The sequence below is a fragment of the Pseudomonas sp. GW821-FHT01E10 genome (assembly GCF_059422365.1).
In genome coordinates this window covers 42,508-61,264 of the sequence record NZ_JBWKWT010000011.1, presented here as the reverse complement: position 1 = coordinate 61,264, position 18,757 = coordinate 42,508, and the positions used below count along the sequence as shown (strand labels likewise).

Sequence of the window (18,757 nt, the reverse complement as noted above, 5' to 3'; positions counted from 1 at the left end):
CCCCCCCCCCCCCCCCCCCCCCCCCCCCCCCCCCCCCCCCCCCCCCCCCCCAAGCCTGGCTCCTACGAAAAGCTTGCATTGGGCGGCGAGGGGCACCCGCCGCCTCGACAACTATTGCTTGCCCACTGCGGCAGCGAGCAGCGGTGCCACCTGTTCATCGGTCAATGCGGCGTGGACTTCCATGTTCATGAGGTCGCTCCATTCCAGCACCCACTTCTGAATCGCCACTGGATCACTGGCCTCGGCAATGCCCACGCCGCTGGAGCCGCCGACGGCATGCCAGCGCCCCAGCATTTTGACGCCTGCGGGTGGGGCGCCACCGGTCTTGAGAAAACGTTCGATCGCGCTGTTACGTTGCTGCGGACTGATGGACCAACGGACCATGAATAACATCTGCCACCTCCTGCTACGGACTGGCACCTTTGATCTTCGCGTTCCTGGCTGGCGCCGGGGCCACGGTCACGCCTGAGTTTCCAGCGACGTCCTGGCTGGCCTGAAACCTGTTCTCCCATGAGAAGGCATAGCAGCGGACCGTGTCGTGCGTACGACCGCTGATCCTGTTTCAGGGCATTCGAACGAACGTATCGGGATAACGGTGCAAGCCATCAGGCATCACGCAACAAGTCGTTGGCATTGAGCAGCTCGTAGGCAACTTCCGGGTGCTTCTCCAGCCCTCGGCGAATGGCCGCCGGGATCGACTGACGGGTTTTGCGGCACAGGCCCGGCAGTTCGCCCAAGGTGATATTGATACCGCGCATGGTGCGCACTTCATTGAAGCCCGGAGCGATCTCCACGCGCAGACCCAATTGCTCATACATTCGCCGTTGCAGACGCTCCAGGTCGCTCAGGCTCTGGAGGTTTTCCAGGCGTTCGATCAGGCGTTTCTCTTCCGACTGGGTCAGGCTCAGGATGCGCAGGTCCGTGCCGGGGGTTTCCAACAGCTGCTCACGTTCGCAGATGCAAGCACCGGGAGGGCAGGGTTGGCGGATCGGAAGAGAGGTCGTCATGGGGTTCAATCATAGAGCGCTATGATCGGGTTTGCCCATGGGGTTGTTGTGGCGTTGAGAGTGGTGTTTCCGTCGATGCAACACGCCGCCTGTTTACACAGTGCCTAGTGTGTTGCATCGACCGGTTGAATCTATTTTATCTGCACAATCACCGGACCTTCCGTCACGATCGGCGGTTTCACTTGAATATGCGAAGCATTTTTCTGAATCCAGTCGCGCGCCACTTTCAAGCTTGCATCGGTGCCGGTCTTGTCTTTGCAAACCGTCACCGCCGTGCCGCCATCACCCGTGTTGAGCAGTGTGTAGCTTTCGATGCCAGGCACTGTCCGCAGGGCCGCTTCGACATCGGCATTGCGCTTTTCCAGAAACTCGAAAAGCTCCTTTGCGCCAGCACCCAGGTAGGTTCTTATAACTGCATACATAGTCGTCTCCTTCGGGAGTACCGTCTTGATGCCAATCCAGATCCGCTGATGGCCGCCATCACTCCGGTATCAGTTCACCCCCGATTTATTCAGCTTAGCCAAACGTCGGTGACAAGCGAAATGTAACGACCATCGGCGACATTTGACCGGATGGGCGACCGTCGTTGGGCGGATTTACCTCTCTGTCGGTTCTCAGGGGCTTTACTTCTAGTCAGGCCCTGTATGTACAGAGAGGAGAGCACAATGAGCAACGAACAGGCGGCACCCGAAACACAAGGTGTGGCGGTGAAGTTACTGGCAACGGTTGACCTTGGCCCCGAGATCGAAGGCATGGCAGGGCGCCAACTTAGAATGCGCATGGTGACCATCGAGCCTGGAGGCGTCTTCGGGCCGGTTCACAACCATAAAGACAGACCCGGTACCGTCTACATACTGCAAGGAACCATCACCGACCATCGAAATGGCGTCGCCACGGACTATGGGCCGGGCGTGGGTTGGCCCGAGGACAGGAACACCACGCACTGGCTTGAGAACCGGGGCACGATCGCTGCGGTGGAGATCTCGGTCGATATTGTCAGGCAGGAGTAAGTTCAGGTCCGACATCCAGCACGGTCGGAACTAGAGTCGATTCAATCCGCTAACGGGGCTCCATAATCCGTAGTACCGGGTGCCCGTCGATATCCTTGAGCGGAAAATACGAGCGGTGTGTCGCGGCATCCACGGCAACGACATGCGCACGCGGGCCTACGCTGCCATTGCCGATTTTCGTGACCACTGCTCCCTTGACGTGGAACATCGACACAATGCCAGCCTCTCCAGCGACATAAAGTGTGTTCAGCACTGGATCGAACGCAAGCACATCGGGGGCTCCCCCGGTATCGAACGCCTGGATAACCCGCATGGTGTGCATGTCCAGTACGAGGAGCTTGTCATTACCTTCGCACGCGATAAAGGCAAGCCGGTCACGCGGATTGATCAACAGGCCATGGTTGCCACGTGCCCCCGGCAGATCAATGCGCGCCACGATGTGGTCGGTCACGGGATCGATTTCGATAAGTTGCCGACGAGTCTGGATATTGACGAAGACGTGTCGTGATATGGGGTCATATTGTGTATTGCCGACTTCACCTCCCAGTGGAATCGTCGCAACACGAGTGTTCGTGTCCACGTCGATCACCGTTTCGGTCTCGCCGTTTTCGTTCGATACGTAAAGCTTGTGAAGGTCAGGCACATAAGCCATGCCGTCTGGATAGATGCCGCCCGGTATGCGACTGACAATTGCCAGGGTCGCTTCGTCTATCGCAACGATTTCGTTCGTGCCCGTCGCCGAAGCGTAGACGCGTGACAACTCAGGAATAACGAGCACGCCGTGTACCGACGAGACGTTCGCAATGCGCCCGACAACGCGGGACTCGCGCATGTCAAAGGCGATAACTTCACCGTCACCAAGATGAGCGATGAACATCAGGTTGCGCTCTGGATCGTAGCTCTCGTAGTCGAGCCGAGTGGCGCCACCGGGCAATGGAATGTCGGCGACGTGCTTCAGAGGCAGGTCGTTAGCCGGCAACTCGTCGGCGGCCTGACAGTAGCGAAGGCTTGCGAAGTCCATGACGGCTAGCGCAGTCAGCAGGATCGCGAAGACTGGCAGAGTGAAACGTCGATTGTCTCGTATGTTCATGAGGTCTTCTTCTGCTCGGACAAGGCGGGTTCAACCGCCTCGCCCAAGTCTCAGCAATGCGCAGATCAGAATATGCAGTGTTTCACTGATCATGAGCCCAGTTCCGGGCTGGACCGCCGTGTAGACGCCTCTCACATCTGAGGAGGCCAATTATGCGACTCGCCCTGACATTCCTTGCACCAGGCATACAGGGCGTCATACAGGATCAAACCATGTGCCAGCATTTCGTGGTCATCGGCATAACTATGCGATAGTCCCAGCGAAATCGCATAGAGCCCAGCCGATTGCGGTGTCAGATCCAGGCGGGAGGTATCTGCTCCGCGCACGATTTTGGCCAACTGCTGCAAGGCAGGATCACTGAGGTGGTACTTGTTCAGGAACGCATCAAAGCTGCACAGCTCACCTACGTGGGAAAGCTCAACGCCCGGAATGTCATAAGGCGTTGCATCTTTCTCAGCGGCAATCTGCAAAACCTCTCTGCTGGGCACGTACAAGAACTCGGCCTCAGGGTCGATAAAACGGGTGATCAGCCAGGGACAGGCAATGCGATCAATTTTGGGTCGTTCACGGGTAATCCACCTCATGGAACACCTCCTGCCTAACTCAGTAGGCTGGGTAATCTGGCAGGCCCGGTGCCCGCCAGAAAATAGTTGATCATTGCGCGCTCTAGCGCAGTAAGTGCACAGTCAAACCAACGAGTGCGCAGGCCATCAATACTTGAATCACGCCGCGCTTGAAGCGGAACAAGGCAATCGCCGCCGCAATCGCGATCAGCGCGGAAGGCCAGTCCAGGTTGCCGCTGAACCCTTTGGGCCAAAGAACGTGATAGCCGAAGAAACACGCCAGATTGAGAATCACCCCAACCACTGCGGCAGTGATCCCGGTAAGCGGTGCGGTGAACTTGAGTTCATTGTGAGTCGACTCCACCAGCGGGCCACCTGCGAGGATGAACAGGAACGAAGGCAGGAAGGTGAACCAGGTCACCAGCGTGGCCGCGACGGCTCCGGCCAGAAACACCTGATCGGCGCCGAACACCTGCGAGACATAGGCGCCGACAAAGCCGACGAAAGCCACCACCATGATCAGCGGCCCCGGTGTGGTTTCCCCCAGCGCCAATCCGTCGATCATTTGTGTCGGTGTCAGCCAGCCATAATGACCGACCGCGCCTTGGTAGACGTAGGGAAGCACCGCATAGGCGCCGCCAAAGGTCAGCAATGCGGCCTTGGTAAAGAACCAGCCCATCTGAGTCAAGGTGCCTTCCCAGCCAAAGAGCACGGTCAAGACCCCCATCGGCAACGCCCACAACGCTGCGCCGATGAGTGCCAGCAGCGCCAGTTTCAACCAGCTGAACCGGGCATGCTCAGGGGACGGGGTGTCGTCATCGATCAATGCTGGGCCGAAGGACTTTTTGGCGGCGCTATGGCCCCCGGTCCTGAATTTCTCGGGCGCCAGGCGGCCTCCTGCATAACCGATTAACGCGGCTCCCAGCACGATCAGCGGGAACGGCACATTGAACGCGAAGATCGCGGTAAATGACGCCGCCGCCATAGCCCACAGCCAGTTGTTCTTCAGCGCGCGCGAGCCGATTCGATGGGCCGCCTGCACGACGATGGCCGTCACGGCGGGCTTGATGCCATAGAAAAGCCCGGCCACCACCGGGACTTCGCCGAAGGCGATATACATCCAGGACAGCGCGATCAGGATGAACAGTGAGGGCAACACAAACAGCCCCCCGGCGATCACCCCACCCCAGGTTCGATGCATCAACCAACCGATATAGGTTGCTAGCTGCTGAGCCTCCGGCCCTGGCAACAGCATGCAATAGTTGAGGGCATGCAGAAACCGCCGCTCGGAAATCCAACGCCGCCGCTCTACCAACTCCTGGTGCATGATCGAGATCTGTCCTGCGGGCCCGCCAAAGCTAATGAATCCCAACTTCAGCCAGAACCAGAACGCCTCACGCAAACTGATCGGTTCAGGCCTCGACAGATCCTCTTCAACAGCTGATGGGGAAGCCTTAATCATTGGGATGTTCCTCTTTCACGAACTCGGCGAGCAGGCCGTCAAAGATGGCGCTGGCAGCAGCCAACAAGTGGTCGTCATGGGCAATGGTTTCGCGTAGCCCTGCCAGCACCCGTTCGATGCCGGCAGCCTCCACCGGCTGAATGCCACCGATATCGAGGTAATGCACCAGTGCAGCGATGCGGCTCAGGCCCGGCTCTTGAAGTTCAAAGCTGGCTTGCAGGGTTTCAAAGGTCACGCGATTGCCGACATGACTGAAAGTTGCGTCATCGAAGTCGAAACCCAATGCATCGGCTGGGCACTCCTGTGGAGTGTTCAGCCAAAGGATCTGAGCCTGCGGATCAATGAAGCGTCGAATCAACCAGGCGCAAGCCAGGCGGTCGATCCATGGGCGTTTACGCGTTGCCCAGACACGACATTGATAATCGCCAAGGCTCAGCGCCGTGATTGGCTGGTCGTGGCTATGCGGCTCATCCGCAGACAGCGCTCTGCTGACCGCTGTCTCAAGCTCCTGCAACGCCAAGTCGACCTGCTGCTTCGGCTTGCCTGAAAAGTAATCGATGCTGGTCAGCTGATCGTAGGCTTTACGCAGTTTGCGAATTTGCTTGGTGGTGACCAGCGCATTCTCGGCATTGAGCTGTGCCCGGCATGCTTCGATCTCGGCGCCTAGCTTGCTGTAATCATCGCTACGGTCGAACAGCTCAATAAAGCGTTCACCGTCAGGATCAACGACAGGCAGGACGTAGGCGGTGCCATTGATGGCCAGGATGTCGCGCTCGACAGACGTTAGCGCTTCTCGACAGGCAGCGGTATCCGGTAAAAGGTAGGCGCCATCGCGTAAGACCGCCGCTCCGGAGGCTTTTAGTGCGCGCCAGGCACGCATGCGTTCGGTGGCATTGGCAGTCGGCAGACCTAATATCAAAGCTAGCCAATTTTTCATGTAGCGTTTTCTACGATTTATGTAGGTCTTGCTACTTTATTCCTGATTCAGGCCATGGGGAAGCGCTCCTTCAGAAGTAGGGCGGCAAACGCCCCTGAACGGTCATTCATTTTTGTTTTTCACCGTGCGAGCTAACAGGACCTGCCCATCCCAATACGCATCCGCCATTCCTTCGGTCCGGGAAACGAGCCGCCCATCGTCCAGAACGGCCGCTAGCATTCTGCGCGGTGTATTCGCATCGGGTTGTGTTGACGTTAGCGTGACGAGGGCCAGGGGATGATAGAAACGCTCCTCGACAACCGAGCCAATCCACAGCGGCATAGTTCGCCCGTTTGTGAGCTCGATATCGACGATCCACAATCGAAGCACCAGGCGCGAACCGGCAGATCCATCATCGTTATACGTTCGAATGAGCGTCAGACTGGGAAGGCGACCACTGGCGAAAAGAGGGATGACCGGAAGATCGGCAGGGTCAGCCTGGACGGTAAACCAGTTCAGGGAATTCAACAGTGTCCATGCCGCTGAGGTGCGCCATCCGTTGCGCTGCAGGACATCTTGCAACTCCGGCAGACCACCGGCCCACTGAAACGTCAGTGGCTCATTCGTCTCGCCAGTGAGGTCGATACGCCGCACCGGCAGTTGCTGCCAATCCGACGTCCACCAATCGGTGGCAGCTAAGGTCAACGTTCCCACCTTGACGGCATAACGACTGCTGTCCGTCGTATGGTTACGATAGATATTGAAGCCGCCGGCGAGCAGAAGTGTCACACATCCGAGGGCGAGCAGCCCCGCTGAGCCAATGTGCTCGGCCTGCCGCCGCAGGTAGAAGAGGCTGAGTAGCGCCAGCCAAGCGGATCCGAATGCCAGCCCCCCGAGCACGTCGGAAAGCCAATGTGCCCCGAGGTAGAGGTGCGAGAATGCAATCAGAAATATCAGGGTGGCTGCGCCAGGAGCGACCACGAGGCGCCGTGCCGGGCGGGTATCACGCGCGATAAGGAAGGCGAGAAAACCGTATAGCACGACATTGATCGTGCTGTGGCCGCTGGGGAAGGAAAAGGCACTCCACCCGGAATAGAGAGGTTCCGCAGGGAGAGCTCGATACAGCGCTACCTTGATGACTATGGTGAGCCCCGAAGCGCCGGCGATTGCAATCAGCCAATAGGCAGCCGTACGCCAGGCGCGTTTCCACATGAGCCACAGCAAGACAACAATCGTGACCGCCAGCACGACCTTGGTGTCGCCGAGTTCCGTGATGGCGATCATCACCGCATCGCCCGGTGCAGTGCGAAGATCCTGGAGCGCGCGGTATATCGCGCTATCTGCAAGCAGCAACGGGTCACCGTTGATGATGTCCTCAAGGACACCGAAGAAAAGCCACGCGGCACCGACGAGCAGGACCGTCGACAGTGCGAGAGCCCGTGCTTCGGGCCGTGAAGGATCGAGAAAGTGAGTGAGACTGCGGCTCAGCCAGGTGTCGTGGGCGCCGGTCCAGCCCCGCAACCGCTGCACTGCGACGATGAAGTAGGGGATGCCGCGATGCAGTGCCCAGCGCACGATATGCAGGACCGCCCAGCCCACCGCGACTAGAACGGTCAGCAAGATCGCGAGCGGCTTTGCAGCTGCACCGAGAATGCTGAACGTCGCGCCGACGAGCACACCGGGCAGGATATGCGACGGAGCCCAGGCGAGCGCCGACACGACATTGACGGCATAGAACCGACTGACCGCCATTCCCAGCGTGCCGGCGAGGAGCGGAACGAAGGCGCGGACGCCCGGTGTGAAGCGCGCGAAAAAGATACTTTTATCGCGATGACGGTTGAAAAAGGCTTCGCTGCGCTGAATCAGCTCAGGATGCCGGTTCAGTGGCCAGAGGCCAAGAATCTCGCGGCGGTATCGGTGCCCGAGCCAGAACGAAAGACCATCCCCCGCAATGGCGCCTGACGTGGCGGCGATCAGCAACGGCCAGAGCAATAACACGCCGCTCGGCACCAGGGTGCTGAGCGCAAGAATCACGGCGGTGCCGGGAACGACGACACCGATGATCGGGATTGACTCGGAAAGTGCCAGGAGAAACACGGCCAGATACACGATATGCGGGTGCGCCGTGAGTAACTCGATGATCGATGAGACCAAGGACGTCATGTTTCGCGGCTGCCTATGGAGGACCAGTGGGGCGGCGATCGACACGGGTGTCTGCAATACCCGTCTGCACAATCAGTTTGCACAACAGACTAAGCATAGCTACTCATTAACTATCGCTTCGCCCACCGGCTGTTTTTGGTCCAGCGTCGAGACTCTCGGGGTCTGTGATGGAGAGCAGCAGACGGCAGGATTGCCTGGCCCTTTGAACTCAAGGATGTCGAGGAGGTTCTGACTGGGCCACGCTGGCCCTTAGCGCTCTGGCTACCTTGGCTTGAATCTCGTAAGCAGGCGCCTCGACGGCTGTGTAATCACGGGTATAGCGAGTGGAAAACTCCCGAACTCCCCATTGCTGGTACTGCTGCACGTGCTTCAATTCATGGGCCCACAGCGCGACATTGTTAAGAGCATCATCGGCACTGCGAAAGACGATGATGTCTATCAGGGTGACCGCAGTGACATCGGGATTCTGCAACATGGTGTTTGCGGCGTTCAGCTCCTCATCATCGCCTACCTTGTAGCGGACCGAATCAAGCACTTGAATGTCATAGTAGGGTTCGAGTTGGGCTCGGATATTCAGCGGGATTGTCTGAATATCGCCATTTGCCGCGGTGTTGCGCGATTGCACAATCCAACTCTGTAATCCAGTGGAAGCCATTTTGTTCATGCTTTCAAAGATCGGCCCCATTTCCTCTTTGGAGCCTGGAGCACAAAAACAAGTGACCACGCAGGCTTCGTACTGCCCTGCTGGGCAGGCGTAAACAGAAAACGAAGTGCCAACGGAAAAGAGCAGTGCCGATAGCCGGAAAGCTTGACGTAAAAAGACAGCTGACAATTGGTTCTCCCAGAGGTAGTGGCGGTCGGCAGGTGATGCTTCTGGTAGCTCGCACCTGGTGTTCAACCGCGCGTTGGACCGTTGCGGCCACCGTTTGTTGCCTTGGCCCGGGTTCATTCCTCTATTTGCGTATTCATGCGCCGTAACAGGCAGCGATGACAATGAGTGCGAGAAAACAGGCCAACTGAACGCAGAAGAAGGTAAACCGAACCGTTACGAACGTATCGGTTTGCACATGGGATACGTGAACCAGAGACTGGCACACGCGAGCAATCAGGACGCATATGGACAAGTAGTTCACTGCTGGGCTGTCGACACCAAGGGCCGAAATCACCAACACGATGGCGCCAAAGACAGGCAGGTTTTCCACGCAGTTGGCGTGTGCTCTTGTCCCGCGACGATACCAATCCTCGCCTTCGAGCTGATCGCTTCGGAAAGAGGCAATCGGAACATGCGAGAAGAGGATTCCGACCCAGCGATACACCCCGACGGTTGCCATCAAGAGCAGCAAAGTCCAGGTCGCAAATCCAAGCAACATCCACATCGGTATCGTCATGGCTGCCATCCTCAATCAATCATTTTCAGCAGGTCATGCCACAACCGCGCGGCCGACAAACGGTCGGTCGCGCGCTGTCGATCAATGGCTCATGATGGGGGCCAGTGCGGTCTGAACCCTGGACATCTGTGCTGGCGTTGTCATGCGCGTCAGCAGCCGGCCAAAGTGTGGATGCTGCACGCCCGAGATAATGTATTGCCAGCGATAGGCGCTCAGCACGCAGACATGGATCTGCGCTGTCTCATCGACACTGAACGATCGCGAGACACTTTGAATAAAGTAGTCGGCATCGGATGCCGATTGTGCCTGCAGGATTGCATCGACGGCCGCCACCAGCGCAATCAGATCGTTCACTGCCTGGTCACACTCGGCTGGCGACAGTTTCGCATGCTCCGCCTTCCACTCCAGTTCATCGAGTACGACGTGCCGGCTTTCATCCTTCCAGTGAAATTTGAAGACATCCTTGAATAGAGGGCACAACTCCTCGCGCGGTGCGATGCTCTGTGTGTAGTGCGCCTGAACAAACAGCTCGATATGACAGGTCAGCGCCAGCACCGACCAAGTGCTGGCTGCAAGTACCGCACGCGCTACATCGTTTGGATCGGCAACTTGACGATATCCCGCTGGCAATCGCGAACCAATCATCGTCTCCATGCGCCGGAATAATTCCTGGTGCTTGATCTCGTCGTTGGAAAAGCGCACCAGCGCTTCGAGTGCGAGCTGATCGTCAAATACATGGGCTCGACCTTGATCGAGCATTTTGGCACTGATAAACCGCTCGACCAGGCCAAAGATGTACGCATAGGTCCGGCCCTGAATCTGACTGAGCAGGCGCGCCTCGGCCTCGGTGAGAAAGGTCAGGCGGTCGATCTGCGAGAGTCCATCGGGCAAGAATTTGCGCGAGAAGTCGAAACTCCGGTCTTGTAGCAAATCGCGATCGATCTGCCATTCGGTTTTTTTCGATGATCTGACCATTTGAGCATAGCGGGCGGCGTTGCCTGACTCTGAGCCGGGTAGGGTAGCGATGGTGTTCATATAGATCTCCTGCTGCCTTGGTCGAGTTGGAATGGGGCAATTACGGTTGACGTCGGAGCCAATGACCATCGATCTCTGAGTCCGCGTTGGTGCTAATCTAGGCATCGCAGTTCAGGTGGTGAATGACCGATGCGCCTGAATACCTGCTCCGGAGTCCGGAAAAGAGGACGGGCAAGTGTTGGATGCGCTTTCTGATGTCTTGCGTGTGATCAGGCTGTCTGGAGGGGTCTTCCTCGAGGCGGAGCTCACTGCGCCCTGGTGCATCAACGGCAGAATCTCGGCGGATGATTGCAAACCGTTCCTGGCGGCCCCTCGACATATCATTGCGTCGCATTTTGTCGCCGCGGGGCACATGCAAATACGAATAGACGGTGGTGCCGCCCTCGACGTGGGGGCAGGTGAACTCGTTCTGCTTCCTCGCAATGACGCCCATTCCTTTGGCAGTGACCTGAGCATTGCGCCCATGCCGGCGAGGGACGTTATTCAGCCGCCGGAAGTCGGCGGCATTTCACGAATCAAGTATGGCGGGGGCGGCGAGGCCACGCAGTTATTGTGCGGATTCCTCGGCTCTGAAACACCCTTCAGTCCGTTGCTTTCGTCGCTGCCATCCTTATTGAAACTGGACCTGCGCGCGACGGCTTCGGGCACCTGGATCGAAAGCTCATTCCGTTTTGCTGTGAGTGAAATCGCGGCGGGACGCGTCGGCTCGACAACGGTTATCGCCAAGCTATCCGAATTGCTATTCGTCGAAGCCGTCAGCCAGTATGTCGCAAGTCTCCCCGCTGAGCGGCGCGGGTGGCTGGCGGGGTTGCGAGACCCGCATATCGGGCGCGCACTGGCGCTACTCCATGCTCGTCCAACCGAGGGCTGGACTGCAGAAGCCCTGGCGCTTGAAGTGGGCATGTCGCGCTCGGTATTCGCGGAGCGATTCACGGCATTGGTCGGACAGCCACCGATGCAATACCTGACGCTCTGGCGTATGCACGTGGCGGCTCAACACCTGCGCGAAGGTCGCGGCAATGTGGCGCAAATTGGCTTTGCAGTTGGCTATGAGTCCGAAGCCGCGTTCAGTCGCGCATTCAAACGCCAGTTCGGCACGTCACCCGGCACTTGGCGCAGACAATCAGCATGAGAAGATCCGGAGCCGATGGAGACTCACTCAGCTAAATCGAAAGACCAAACCGACATTCGTGCTCTGCACCTTCTCGATACACATGTTCGATCAAGAAGCCGCACCGTTCGAGTACTTTTGCCGATCCGATATTTTCAGCGTATACGGTGGCCACCAGTTGTTTAAGGTTCCAATGCAACTGCGCCTGCTGGATCAGATGCCTCACCGCCAGCGTTGCCAGTCCCTGTCCGCAAGCGTTTTGGGCAATCCGGTAGCCGACTTCTGCCGACCGCTCGGTCATGTCGATGCCTTTGAGGTTGGCTCGACCCACTATATTTCCAGCGTCATCTTCGATGACGAATGGGTGCCAGGTTCCGGCGGCAAAATCAGCTAAATAAGCGTCAATGTGGTCGGTGACGCCCTGCATCGAGTAAAAGGCAGAACCGCGCGCGTCAATGTGGCGCTCGAACCATTCGCGATTGTCCAGCTCGAACGCCAGCAACGCCTCGGCATCAGTGCTTTGCAGGGTACGAATTCTGACGGGCTTCATAAGGTCGCTCTCCTTGCTGGTAGCACTACTTGAATAATTGCTCGATTCAATCCCGGGAAGGCGCAGACTATCACTTCAACCCGCAGTGACGGGTCGGCCAATTTTGCCTCGCCACAGGACCGGGCGGGGGGCATAGCCTGTCGGTATCCAGGAATCGCATTCGGCATGCCATGATCTATACTCGCTCGTTAGTTGAATTCCTCATGCCTAGAAGTTTGCCGTTGGGCGGATTGATCTCTTCCTTCAGGAGAGTTTCGTATGCCAGATGACGCCAATTTTGAAGCGCCCGTCGCGCCCGATGTAAGCGGTGTAACGGACTTGCCCCCGGAAATGATTCAACAGTTGAAGGTGCGATTGACAGACGCGGCCAAGTTGCATGATGTCTTGGCCGATCCGATCATGTTTAACGGCGGCACTATCCTGGTGCTGCTGTTGACGACGCTGGCGACGCTGTTACCTGCTACAAACTTTACTTGGGTGGCACCTTTGTGTTCTGCGCTCGCCGGGTTGTTCGTCGCAATGGAGCGAGCCCTCGGATTCGGTGCCCGTTGGCGTTATCACCGTGAAATGCGTTTTGCCTATGAATCAATTATCGACATGCTGGATTTTCTTCCGGTAATTCCCGCCTCCGAGCGCCCGAAATATATCCGCGATATCTTTTCGGCATTGTATGCGGTTCGATCTCGGGAGTCGGCGATCCCGAATGCAGGGACTAATTCGGCACCTACTTGATTACGATTCCAAACTACCTGCTTCGCTGCGGCTCAACCGGGGGGGCTTCAGTCGGCTTCATATCTTTTAGGCGTCGGTTAGCCACGACGTTATAAATGGCTGCTTTGCGATTCACCGCACCAGTTGCTCCAGCAACTCAGGCGTCACGTAGTGCGGTCCGTCGAACAGGTAGAGCGGATAACCGTCATAGGCCGCGAGTTGCGGTTTGAGTTCGGCCGCGGTCGCGGAGCGGAATCCGCCGCCGAAGTTGGGGCGAAAGGCTTCGACGATGATTCGCACACGGTCCTTGCCCAGACGCTGGCGCATGGCGTCGGCGTAGGTTCGGGCCACCGGTGCGGTGCGGGCGTAGACGCCGACGCCATCCTGGAAGAACACGCCGATGTCATCCGGCAGCCATTGCTTGAGCCAATCGGCGGTGGCGGCGGGGCCGATGTTGGCGCCGTCGTAAACACTGATCCATAACGGTCGCGGCAGCTTGGCCAGCAGGGCGGGCAATTCTTTGGCGCGGGTCCAGCTGGGGTCGACTTCGGCCGGGAAATACCAACCGGTGACGTGTAGCGGCGTAGGCAATTTGGCGATGCGTTCCGAGACAGCGGCCAGTTGCTCGATGTTGTCCCGTGAGCGGTTCTCGCTGAAGTAACCGGCCAGCCCGAGAATGACATCCTGCGCCCAGGGCGCCTTGGCGATACGGGTCCAGTCAGGCAACACCGGCACGGTGGGCAGGCCGGTACCGGGAACGAATGCCTGATCGTCGACGACGGTCCATTGCACCAGCAGCTCATGGGCGCCGAGTTTTTCCCAGTGGCCGTTGATGCCGACGGTCTTGTTGTCCGGCTGCCAGACGATGCCGACAATCCCCGGGTCAAGAGCCTTGGTGTGTGTCACGTAGAGCATGCCGGAACCTGCGCCGAGGGTAGCGATAAGCAACAGGGCGACAACGGTCGCGCGACTGGCGGTGTAGCCAAAGATTTTCACAGGGCTGCCTTTTTCAGGGGCGGGGGATATGCCCACGTCGAGGGCAGGTTAAACCCCAGGCACAAATAAACTCGAACGTTCATACCAGTCCTCAATAGGAATACGTCAGGCGAGCGAACACGCCTTGAGCGCGGTCATCGCCCAGCACCTTCACGCGGTACTGCAGAGAAAAATCCACGTAGGAGCGTGGGGCGTTGTAGGCATCTTCGCGGAACCAGTACCGGACGTTGTTGCCGACGCCGATGCCTGCGGCCTTGCCGGATGATGAGCTCGTGCTGCCGTCGGTATCGGTCTCGCTGTTCATCTTTGAGTCATAGTCGAATGCGGCCACGACATGGGGGAAGCTCACCCAGTGTGAACCTGCGCCGCCGATGGCGTAACTGCGGCCGACCTGCCATTCGCTGTTGAAATAGTCACGCGAGTCATTGATGTAATGACCGCCTTCAGCGAACAACTGCGAGGTCCACCAGCTGGAGGTATCGACCCGCAAATCGGTCCCGATACTTGAGCTATAGCCCAGGCGCACCAGCCAGTCACCGTTGACGTCTGACGACCCCAAGGGGAACGTGCGCTCAACGGCGGCCATCACGTTCAGCGCCGTGAACGGCTTGACCCGCACACCAACAGCGCCTTGCAGGGCATCGATACCGCTAGCCGAATCGCTGTTCTTGCTCCATAGCGTGTCGGTGACGCGGCCGTAGAGTTCGACAAAACGTGCATTGCGATAGCCCAACGGGCGCCAGGACAGTTCGGTGCTGTTTTGCAGGCTGTCGTTGCTGTTACTGCCGCTGCTCGGCGCTGAACTCAGACCGCTGCTGGAACTGTTGCCGCGATAACTGGTAGTGCTGATCAAGCCCCAGGTACGCGACACATCGGCCACCGCGCGACGGGTGTCGAAGAGCTGCTGCGGGGACATGTCGAGTTCACCGGCATTTTTTGCGTCGATGACTCGCTTGAAATAGGTGACGGCTTGCTCATCGTCATTGACCCGCATGGCGTTGTAGGCGGCATCCTGCGTTGCCGTCGGTGAGAGTCGGCTGCCAGCATCGGCCTTGCGAAACGATTCACGGGCGCGGTCATCGTCGCCGGCCTGGACCGACAAGTAGGCGATCTGCAGGTCGCTCATCGCTTCCAGTTCGCCGGTGTCCCGCGCCTGTTGCAGCCGTTCGCGCGCAGTTCTTCTCTGGCCGATGGCGGCATACAGACTGGCCTCTTCGTAAGCCGGCAAGCTGCCCAGGGCCAAGGCCTGGGTAAAATCCTGGCGTGCCCCGGTATCGTCCCCCGATTGTTGACGCAAGAAGCCGCGCTGGCTCAGCAGCCGGGCGTCATCGCCATTGGCCTTGAGACCATCGCTGGCCGCCGCGATGGCTTCGGGCACATGCTTCTGGTCGGTCAGGGCTCCGACCAATAGGCGTCGATACGCCGGGTTGTGCGGCGCGCGGCCGACGGCTTGGTTCGCCTGGGCAACCGCCGTTTCGAAATCCTTGCGGGCCAGGGCCGCATAGGCCTGGGCGGCGAGGTCGGTTCCGTCGTCGCGTTGGTTGCCAGGCCAGATATCACACACCAGGCCGAAGGCCGTTTCCTGACAGTTCAGGGCTGGAGCAGGGACGTGAGCGGCAGTGTTCAGATCCCGATTGTTTTTCTGCCGCAGCGCCACTCGTGCGGCGCTGCGTCGGCGGGCTATTTCGCCACCTTCATCGTCGACCAGTGGCTGCAAATCATCGAGCGCCTGCTGAGGCTCGCCATGGGCCAGTGCGGCGTCGGCGGCGAAGAAGCGAATGTTGCGGACTTGCGCTTGCGGCAGGCCATCGATGGCCAGGGCCTGCTTCAGGTCAGTTTGAGCGGCTTGAGTCTTACCCTGCCGATCAAGGGCGTAGCTGCGCAGAATCCACGGTGCGATTTCCCCGTCATCCTGTGCCAATGCAGCGGACGCGGCTTGCTCGGCCCCAGGGTAATCGTTGGCGGCGAGCAGGGCGCTGATGAGCAGTTGCTGGTTGGCGCCGATTTCCGGGGCCCAGGCGACGGCTTTTCTGGCCTGGTCCACAGCCAGCGGCACATGGCCTTGCTGCAGGGCGCGATAGCCCTGAACCGCCAGCGGCACCGCCAGTTGACGACGAATCGCTGCGCGACGCGTCAGCAATGCGTCGTCGTCCGGGAACATCGCAAGCGCCTGGGTGGTGGCTTGATCCGCTTCCTGCAGATGCGGTTGGCGCTGCAAGGACTCGATCAGCAGCAGTCGATAGTCCATGCGTTTAGGCGCCTGAGCGATGGCCTTGCGTGCGGCCTGGGCAGCAGCGCCGAAGTCATCGCGGTCATAGGCCTTGAAGGCCTGGGCAGCAGCACCGAAGCCCGGAGTCTGACGTGATTGCGGGTAGCGCCTGGGATGATCGCGCAGGTCCTTGTCGCGCTGAGCCAGCACAATCAGCGTGTTCAAACGCTGGATATCGGCGCGCTGACGTAGCGCTTCGCGAGCCTTGGCGATGGCCAGGTCATAGTCTTTGCGCTCGTAAGCGCTGTACGCCTCGTTGGCGGTTACATAGGCCGGACCGGTCAATGGCAATGGCAGCGTCTGGGCATGAGCAAACGCAGGTATCAGGCTCAGCCCCGTGGCCATGAGGGTCAGTAAGGGGCGATTCATGCAGGAAGCTCCGCAGGGTAGTGGCTGTGCTGACGTGCCACGGCTTTTTCGATGGTGGCGCGAGGCAGCACGCCGCTGTCGACCAGATAGTCGCCAATGCGGCCGTGATGCTGCGGGCGGTACTGCAACATCGCGCGGCTGAACACATCGCGATCAAGCAGGCCCATTTCGATCAACAGGTCGCCCAGCAATGGCGCTCGGGCATCCGGCACGGATTGGCCTTCGCGCACGTTCAGTTGACGCAATTGCGCGACGATTTCGCTCTCCCGGGCAATCAGCTGCACCGGTTCGCTGCCCAGTTCGTCGCTGACCTGTTGCAGGCCTTCGGCCGGCAGTGGGCTGGCCACGGCGACTTGCGCACGGCCGTCGGCATTCAAGCCAAGCGGCACCACGCGCCAGCGCAGGGCGAATTCATCGTCCAGCGTCTGGTTCGAATCCCGCGCCTTGGCGGCCACATCGAACACCCGCGGCAAGTCGTTCTGAAAGGCGATGGCTTCCGCGAGCGTTTCGTCGTCCAGCCAGCCGTTGCTGAGCAAAATCCGCCCCAATGGCATGTGCCGGGTTTTCTGTTCGACGAGAGCATTTTGCAGGTCGGTTTCGTTGATCGCCTGCCAGGACAGCAACACGCTGCCCAGTTTGCGCGGTGCGGCAGCGACCAGGTCGGTGGACGGGAAGTCGTGCATGGTCTTGTCCCACACCAGTTTGCGGTTCAGCGCCTTGCCAACCAGGAACATGCGCCAGGCCCGTGACGCGGCCATGAAGTTGACGAAGTTGCCCACCACCATGCGCGGGATCGACAGCAAACCATGCTGCCAGCCGTATAGCACGGTGGTGAAATAGCAGCGATGCGCGATGCGCCAGGCCAGCGCGAGACCGTTGGCCAGCAGCAGGTACTGGATAAAACCGTTGGTTTCAAACGGCGTCGGGAAACTCACGTCCCACAGTCCGCTCTGGCGCAAAACAATCAGGCCCAGCAACTGCACCAGAATCACGTAGGCGATGATGCTGACGAACGCCGTCACTACGCCTTTGCGGTCACGAAACAGTAGATAACGGTTGGCCAGCGAGCCGCTCCAGCCCATTTGTTCCCAGCCTTGCAGCCCGATGCCCAATGTCCAGCGGGCCTTCTGGCGGAACGCGGTGCGGAAGGTGTCGGGAAAGAATTCGCGCACGCACAACGGCATCCTCAGGGTCGATTCGTAAGGCTTGCGAAACCATGATTTGCGCAGCACGCGAAACTGCACCGGGAAGCGCACGAAGATCGCATTCATACCGACCTTGGCCAGGCGTGCGCCGACGTCGTAGTCCTCGGTGAGGCTGTCGGTGTTGAATGGCTGGTTCTGGGTTTCCCCGGCCAACACTTGCAAGGCACGATGTGAAAAACAGGTGCCGACCCCGGCAGATGGCACGGTATCGGTCATGCTTTCTCGCACCACCAGATCCTTGCCATGCCATTCGGCGAATTCGTCCATGTAGGTGCCGGCCACCCATTCGTACCAGTTGCGCTCCAGCGAAACCACGGGCAACTGGATCATGTCCTTGCGCGGCAGCAAGTAGTTGAACAGGCGCAATTCCAGCGGGTGCAGCACGTCTTCGCTGTCGTGCAGCACGACGCCGGCGAAGGTCATGCCGTGGGTTTTCTCATGCAGGAAAATCGCCTGGATCACCCAGTTCAGGCAGTCGGCCTTGCAGGTCGGTCCGGCATGCGGGACTTCCACGCGATGCAGCTGCTTGTAGCGCCGACGCATGCGCTCCACTTCATCGATGGTGCGTTGGTCGTTGATGTAGGTGCCGACAAAGACCACATAGTTCTGGTAGTCCAGGGTCGACACCATGTTCTCGATCATCGGCGCGATGACGTCGTATTCCAGCCAGGCCGGAACCATGATTGCCAGCGGTTGTTCATCCCGGGCCATCAGTTGCTCCGCGGTCAGCGGCCGGTACTTGCGACCCACGGTGAATTTGCGAAACAGGCGACGAGACCAGTACCACAGGTCAATGAACAGATCGTCCAGGCTGGAAATCAGAATCAGCACCGCGACCACGATGGTCGAGGTCTCCAGGAAACTGTAGTAGTGGGCCAGCCAATAGGGCCAATAAAGCGACGTCATCGAGGG

18 protein-coding genes are annotated in these 18,757 nt (G+C 59.0%); 3 read left to right on the top strand and 15 right to left on the bottom strand.

All coding sequences use genetic code 11. The annotated features are described in order from the left end of the window. Positions 1-111: 111 nt before the first annotated feature. The 3 genes from AC07V0_RS19565 to AC07V0_RS19555 all read right to left on the bottom strand — a co-directional run bounded on the left by AC07V0_RS19565 (position 112) and on the right by AC07V0_RS19555 (position 1,429). Positions 112-393 carry a DUF3303 domain-containing protein gene (locus AC07V0_RS19565; RefSeq protein WP_018925598.1) on the bottom strand — a complete coding sequence of 94 codons (282 nt, stop codon included), beginning with the start codon at positions 391-393 and terminating at the stop codon, positions 112-114. A gap of 212 nt (positions 394-605) precedes the next feature. After that, positions 606-1,007 carry a hypothetical protein gene (locus AC07V0_RS19560; protein ID WP_007937009.1) on the bottom strand — a complete coding sequence of 134 codons (402 nt, stop codon included), beginning with the start codon at positions 1,005-1,007 and terminating at the stop codon, positions 606-608. A 131-nt stretch (positions 1,008-1,138) separates the two neighbouring features. Beyond that, on the bottom strand, positions 1,139-1,429 hold the full coding sequence (locus tag AC07V0_RS19555) for a hypothetical protein (protein ID WP_018925600.1): 291 nt from the start codon (positions 1,427-1,429) through the stop codon (positions 1,139-1,141). A gap of 243 nt (positions 1,430-1,672) precedes the next feature. Here AC07V0_RS19555 and AC07V0_RS19550 point away from each other — a divergent pair, with 243 nt between their 5' ends. Then, positions 1,673-2,017: a cupin domain-containing protein gene (locus AC07V0_RS19550; protein WP_018925601.1), complete on the top strand. Its 345-nt coding sequence runs from the start codon at positions 1,673-1,675 to the stop codon at positions 2,015-2,017. A gap of 49 nt (positions 2,018-2,066) precedes the next feature. Here AC07V0_RS19550 and AC07V0_RS19545 read toward each other — a convergent pair whose 3' ends face one another. From AC07V0_RS19545 to AC07V0_RS19510, 8 genes are all read right to left on the bottom strand, one after another. Beyond that, complete coding sequence (locus tag AC07V0_RS19545) at positions 2,067-3,107, bottom strand: YncE family protein (protein WP_064618711.1); 1,041 nt, start codon at positions 3,105-3,107, stop codon at positions 2,067-2,069. Positions 3,108-3,238: 131 nt separating this feature from the next. Further along, positions 3,239-3,691, bottom strand: coding sequence for a chromate resistance protein ChrB domain-containing protein (locus AC07V0_RS19540; RefSeq protein ID WP_086944954.1), 453 nt, complete (start codon positions 3,689-3,691; stop codon positions 3,239-3,241). An 82-nt stretch (positions 3,692-3,773) separates the two neighbouring features. Beyond that, the gene (gene chrA / locus AC07V0_RS19535) at positions 3,774-5,132 is read right to left on the bottom strand and encodes a chromate efflux transporter (RefSeq protein ID WP_018925604.1); all 1,359 of its coding nucleotides are present in this window, start codon (positions 5,130-5,132) and stop codon (positions 3,774-3,776) included. Then, the gene (locus tag AC07V0_RS19530; protein ID WP_026286370.1) at positions 5,125-6,069 is read right to left on the bottom strand and encodes a chromate resistance protein ChrB domain-containing protein; all 945 of its coding nucleotides are present in this window, start codon (positions 6,067-6,069) and stop codon (positions 5,125-5,127) included. The genes chrA and AC07V0_RS19530 overlap by 8 nt, the downstream gene beginning before the upstream one ends. A gap of 102 nt (positions 6,070-6,171) precedes the next feature. Continuing rightward, positions 6,172-8,211 (bottom strand): bifunctional DedA family/phosphatase PAP2 family protein, encoded by a 2,040-nt coding sequence (locus AC07V0_RS19525; protein ID WP_086944953.1) that lies wholly within the window; start codon positions 8,209-8,211, stop codon positions 6,172-6,174. A 208-nt stretch (positions 8,212-8,419) separates the two neighbouring features. Beyond that, entirely contained in the window at positions 8,420-9,043 is a 624-nt protein-coding gene (locus AC07V0_RS19520) for an eCIS core domain-containing protein (RefSeq protein WP_225609295.1), read from the bottom strand. Positions 9,044-9,176: 133 nt separating this feature from the next. Beyond that, a complete protein-coding gene (locus AC07V0_RS19515) occupies positions 9,177-9,599 on the bottom strand; it encodes an MAPEG family protein (RefSeq protein ID WP_086945146.1) in 423 nt (140 codons plus the stop codon). Positions 9,600-9,680: 81 nt separating this feature from the next. Continuing rightward, entirely contained in the window at positions 9,681-10,634 is a 954-nt protein-coding gene (locus tag AC07V0_RS19510; RefSeq protein ID WP_086944952.1) for a diiron oxygenase, read from the bottom strand. A 175-nt stretch (positions 10,635-10,809) separates the two neighbouring features. On the opposite strand from AC07V0_RS19510, the gene AC07V0_RS19505 reads away from it, so the two are divergent. Next, the gene (locus AC07V0_RS19505) at positions 10,810-11,766 is read left to right on the top strand and encodes an AraC family transcriptional regulator (RefSeq protein WP_086944951.1); all 957 of its coding nucleotides are present in this window, start codon (positions 10,810-10,812) and stop codon (positions 11,764-11,766) included. 31 nt (positions 11,767-11,797) lie between these two features. Here the strand turns inward: AC07V0_RS19505 and AC07V0_RS19500 are convergent, their stop codons facing one another. Then, positions 11,798-12,295, bottom strand: a complete 498-nt coding sequence (locus tag AC07V0_RS19500; protein WP_086944950.1) for a GNAT family N-acetyltransferase — start codon at positions 12,293-12,295, stop codon at positions 11,798-11,800. Between the two features lie 258 nt (positions 12,296-12,553). Here AC07V0_RS19500 and AC07V0_RS19495 point away from each other — a divergent pair, with 258 nt between their 5' ends. After that, complete coding sequence (locus tag AC07V0_RS19495; RefSeq protein WP_064618699.1) at positions 12,554-13,027, top strand: hypothetical protein; 474 nt, start codon at positions 12,554-12,556, stop codon at positions 13,025-13,027. A 111-nt stretch (positions 13,028-13,138) separates the two neighbouring features. On the opposite strand, the gene AC07V0_RS19490 is transcribed toward AC07V0_RS19495, so the two are convergent. The 3 genes from AC07V0_RS19490 to AC07V0_RS19480 all read right to left on the bottom strand — a co-directional run bounded on the left by AC07V0_RS19490 (position 13,139) and on the right by AC07V0_RS19480 (position 18,751). Next, a complete protein-coding gene (locus tag AC07V0_RS19490; RefSeq protein ID WP_225609300.1) occupies positions 13,139-13,921 on the bottom strand; it encodes an alpha-amylase family protein in 783 nt (260 codons plus the stop codon). Between the two features lie 172 nt (positions 13,922-14,093). Continuing rightward, positions 14,094-16,640 (bottom strand): NfrA family protein, encoded by a 2,547-nt coding sequence (locus AC07V0_RS19485; protein WP_086944948.1) that lies wholly within the window; start codon positions 16,638-16,640, stop codon positions 14,094-14,096. After that, positions 16,637-18,751 (bottom strand): glycosyl transferase family protein, encoded by a 2,115-nt coding sequence (locus AC07V0_RS19480; protein ID WP_086944947.1) that lies wholly within the window; start codon positions 18,749-18,751, stop codon positions 16,637-16,639. The genes AC07V0_RS19485 and AC07V0_RS19480 overlap by 4 nt, the downstream gene beginning before the upstream one ends. Positions 18,752-18,757 lie beyond the last annotated feature (6 nt).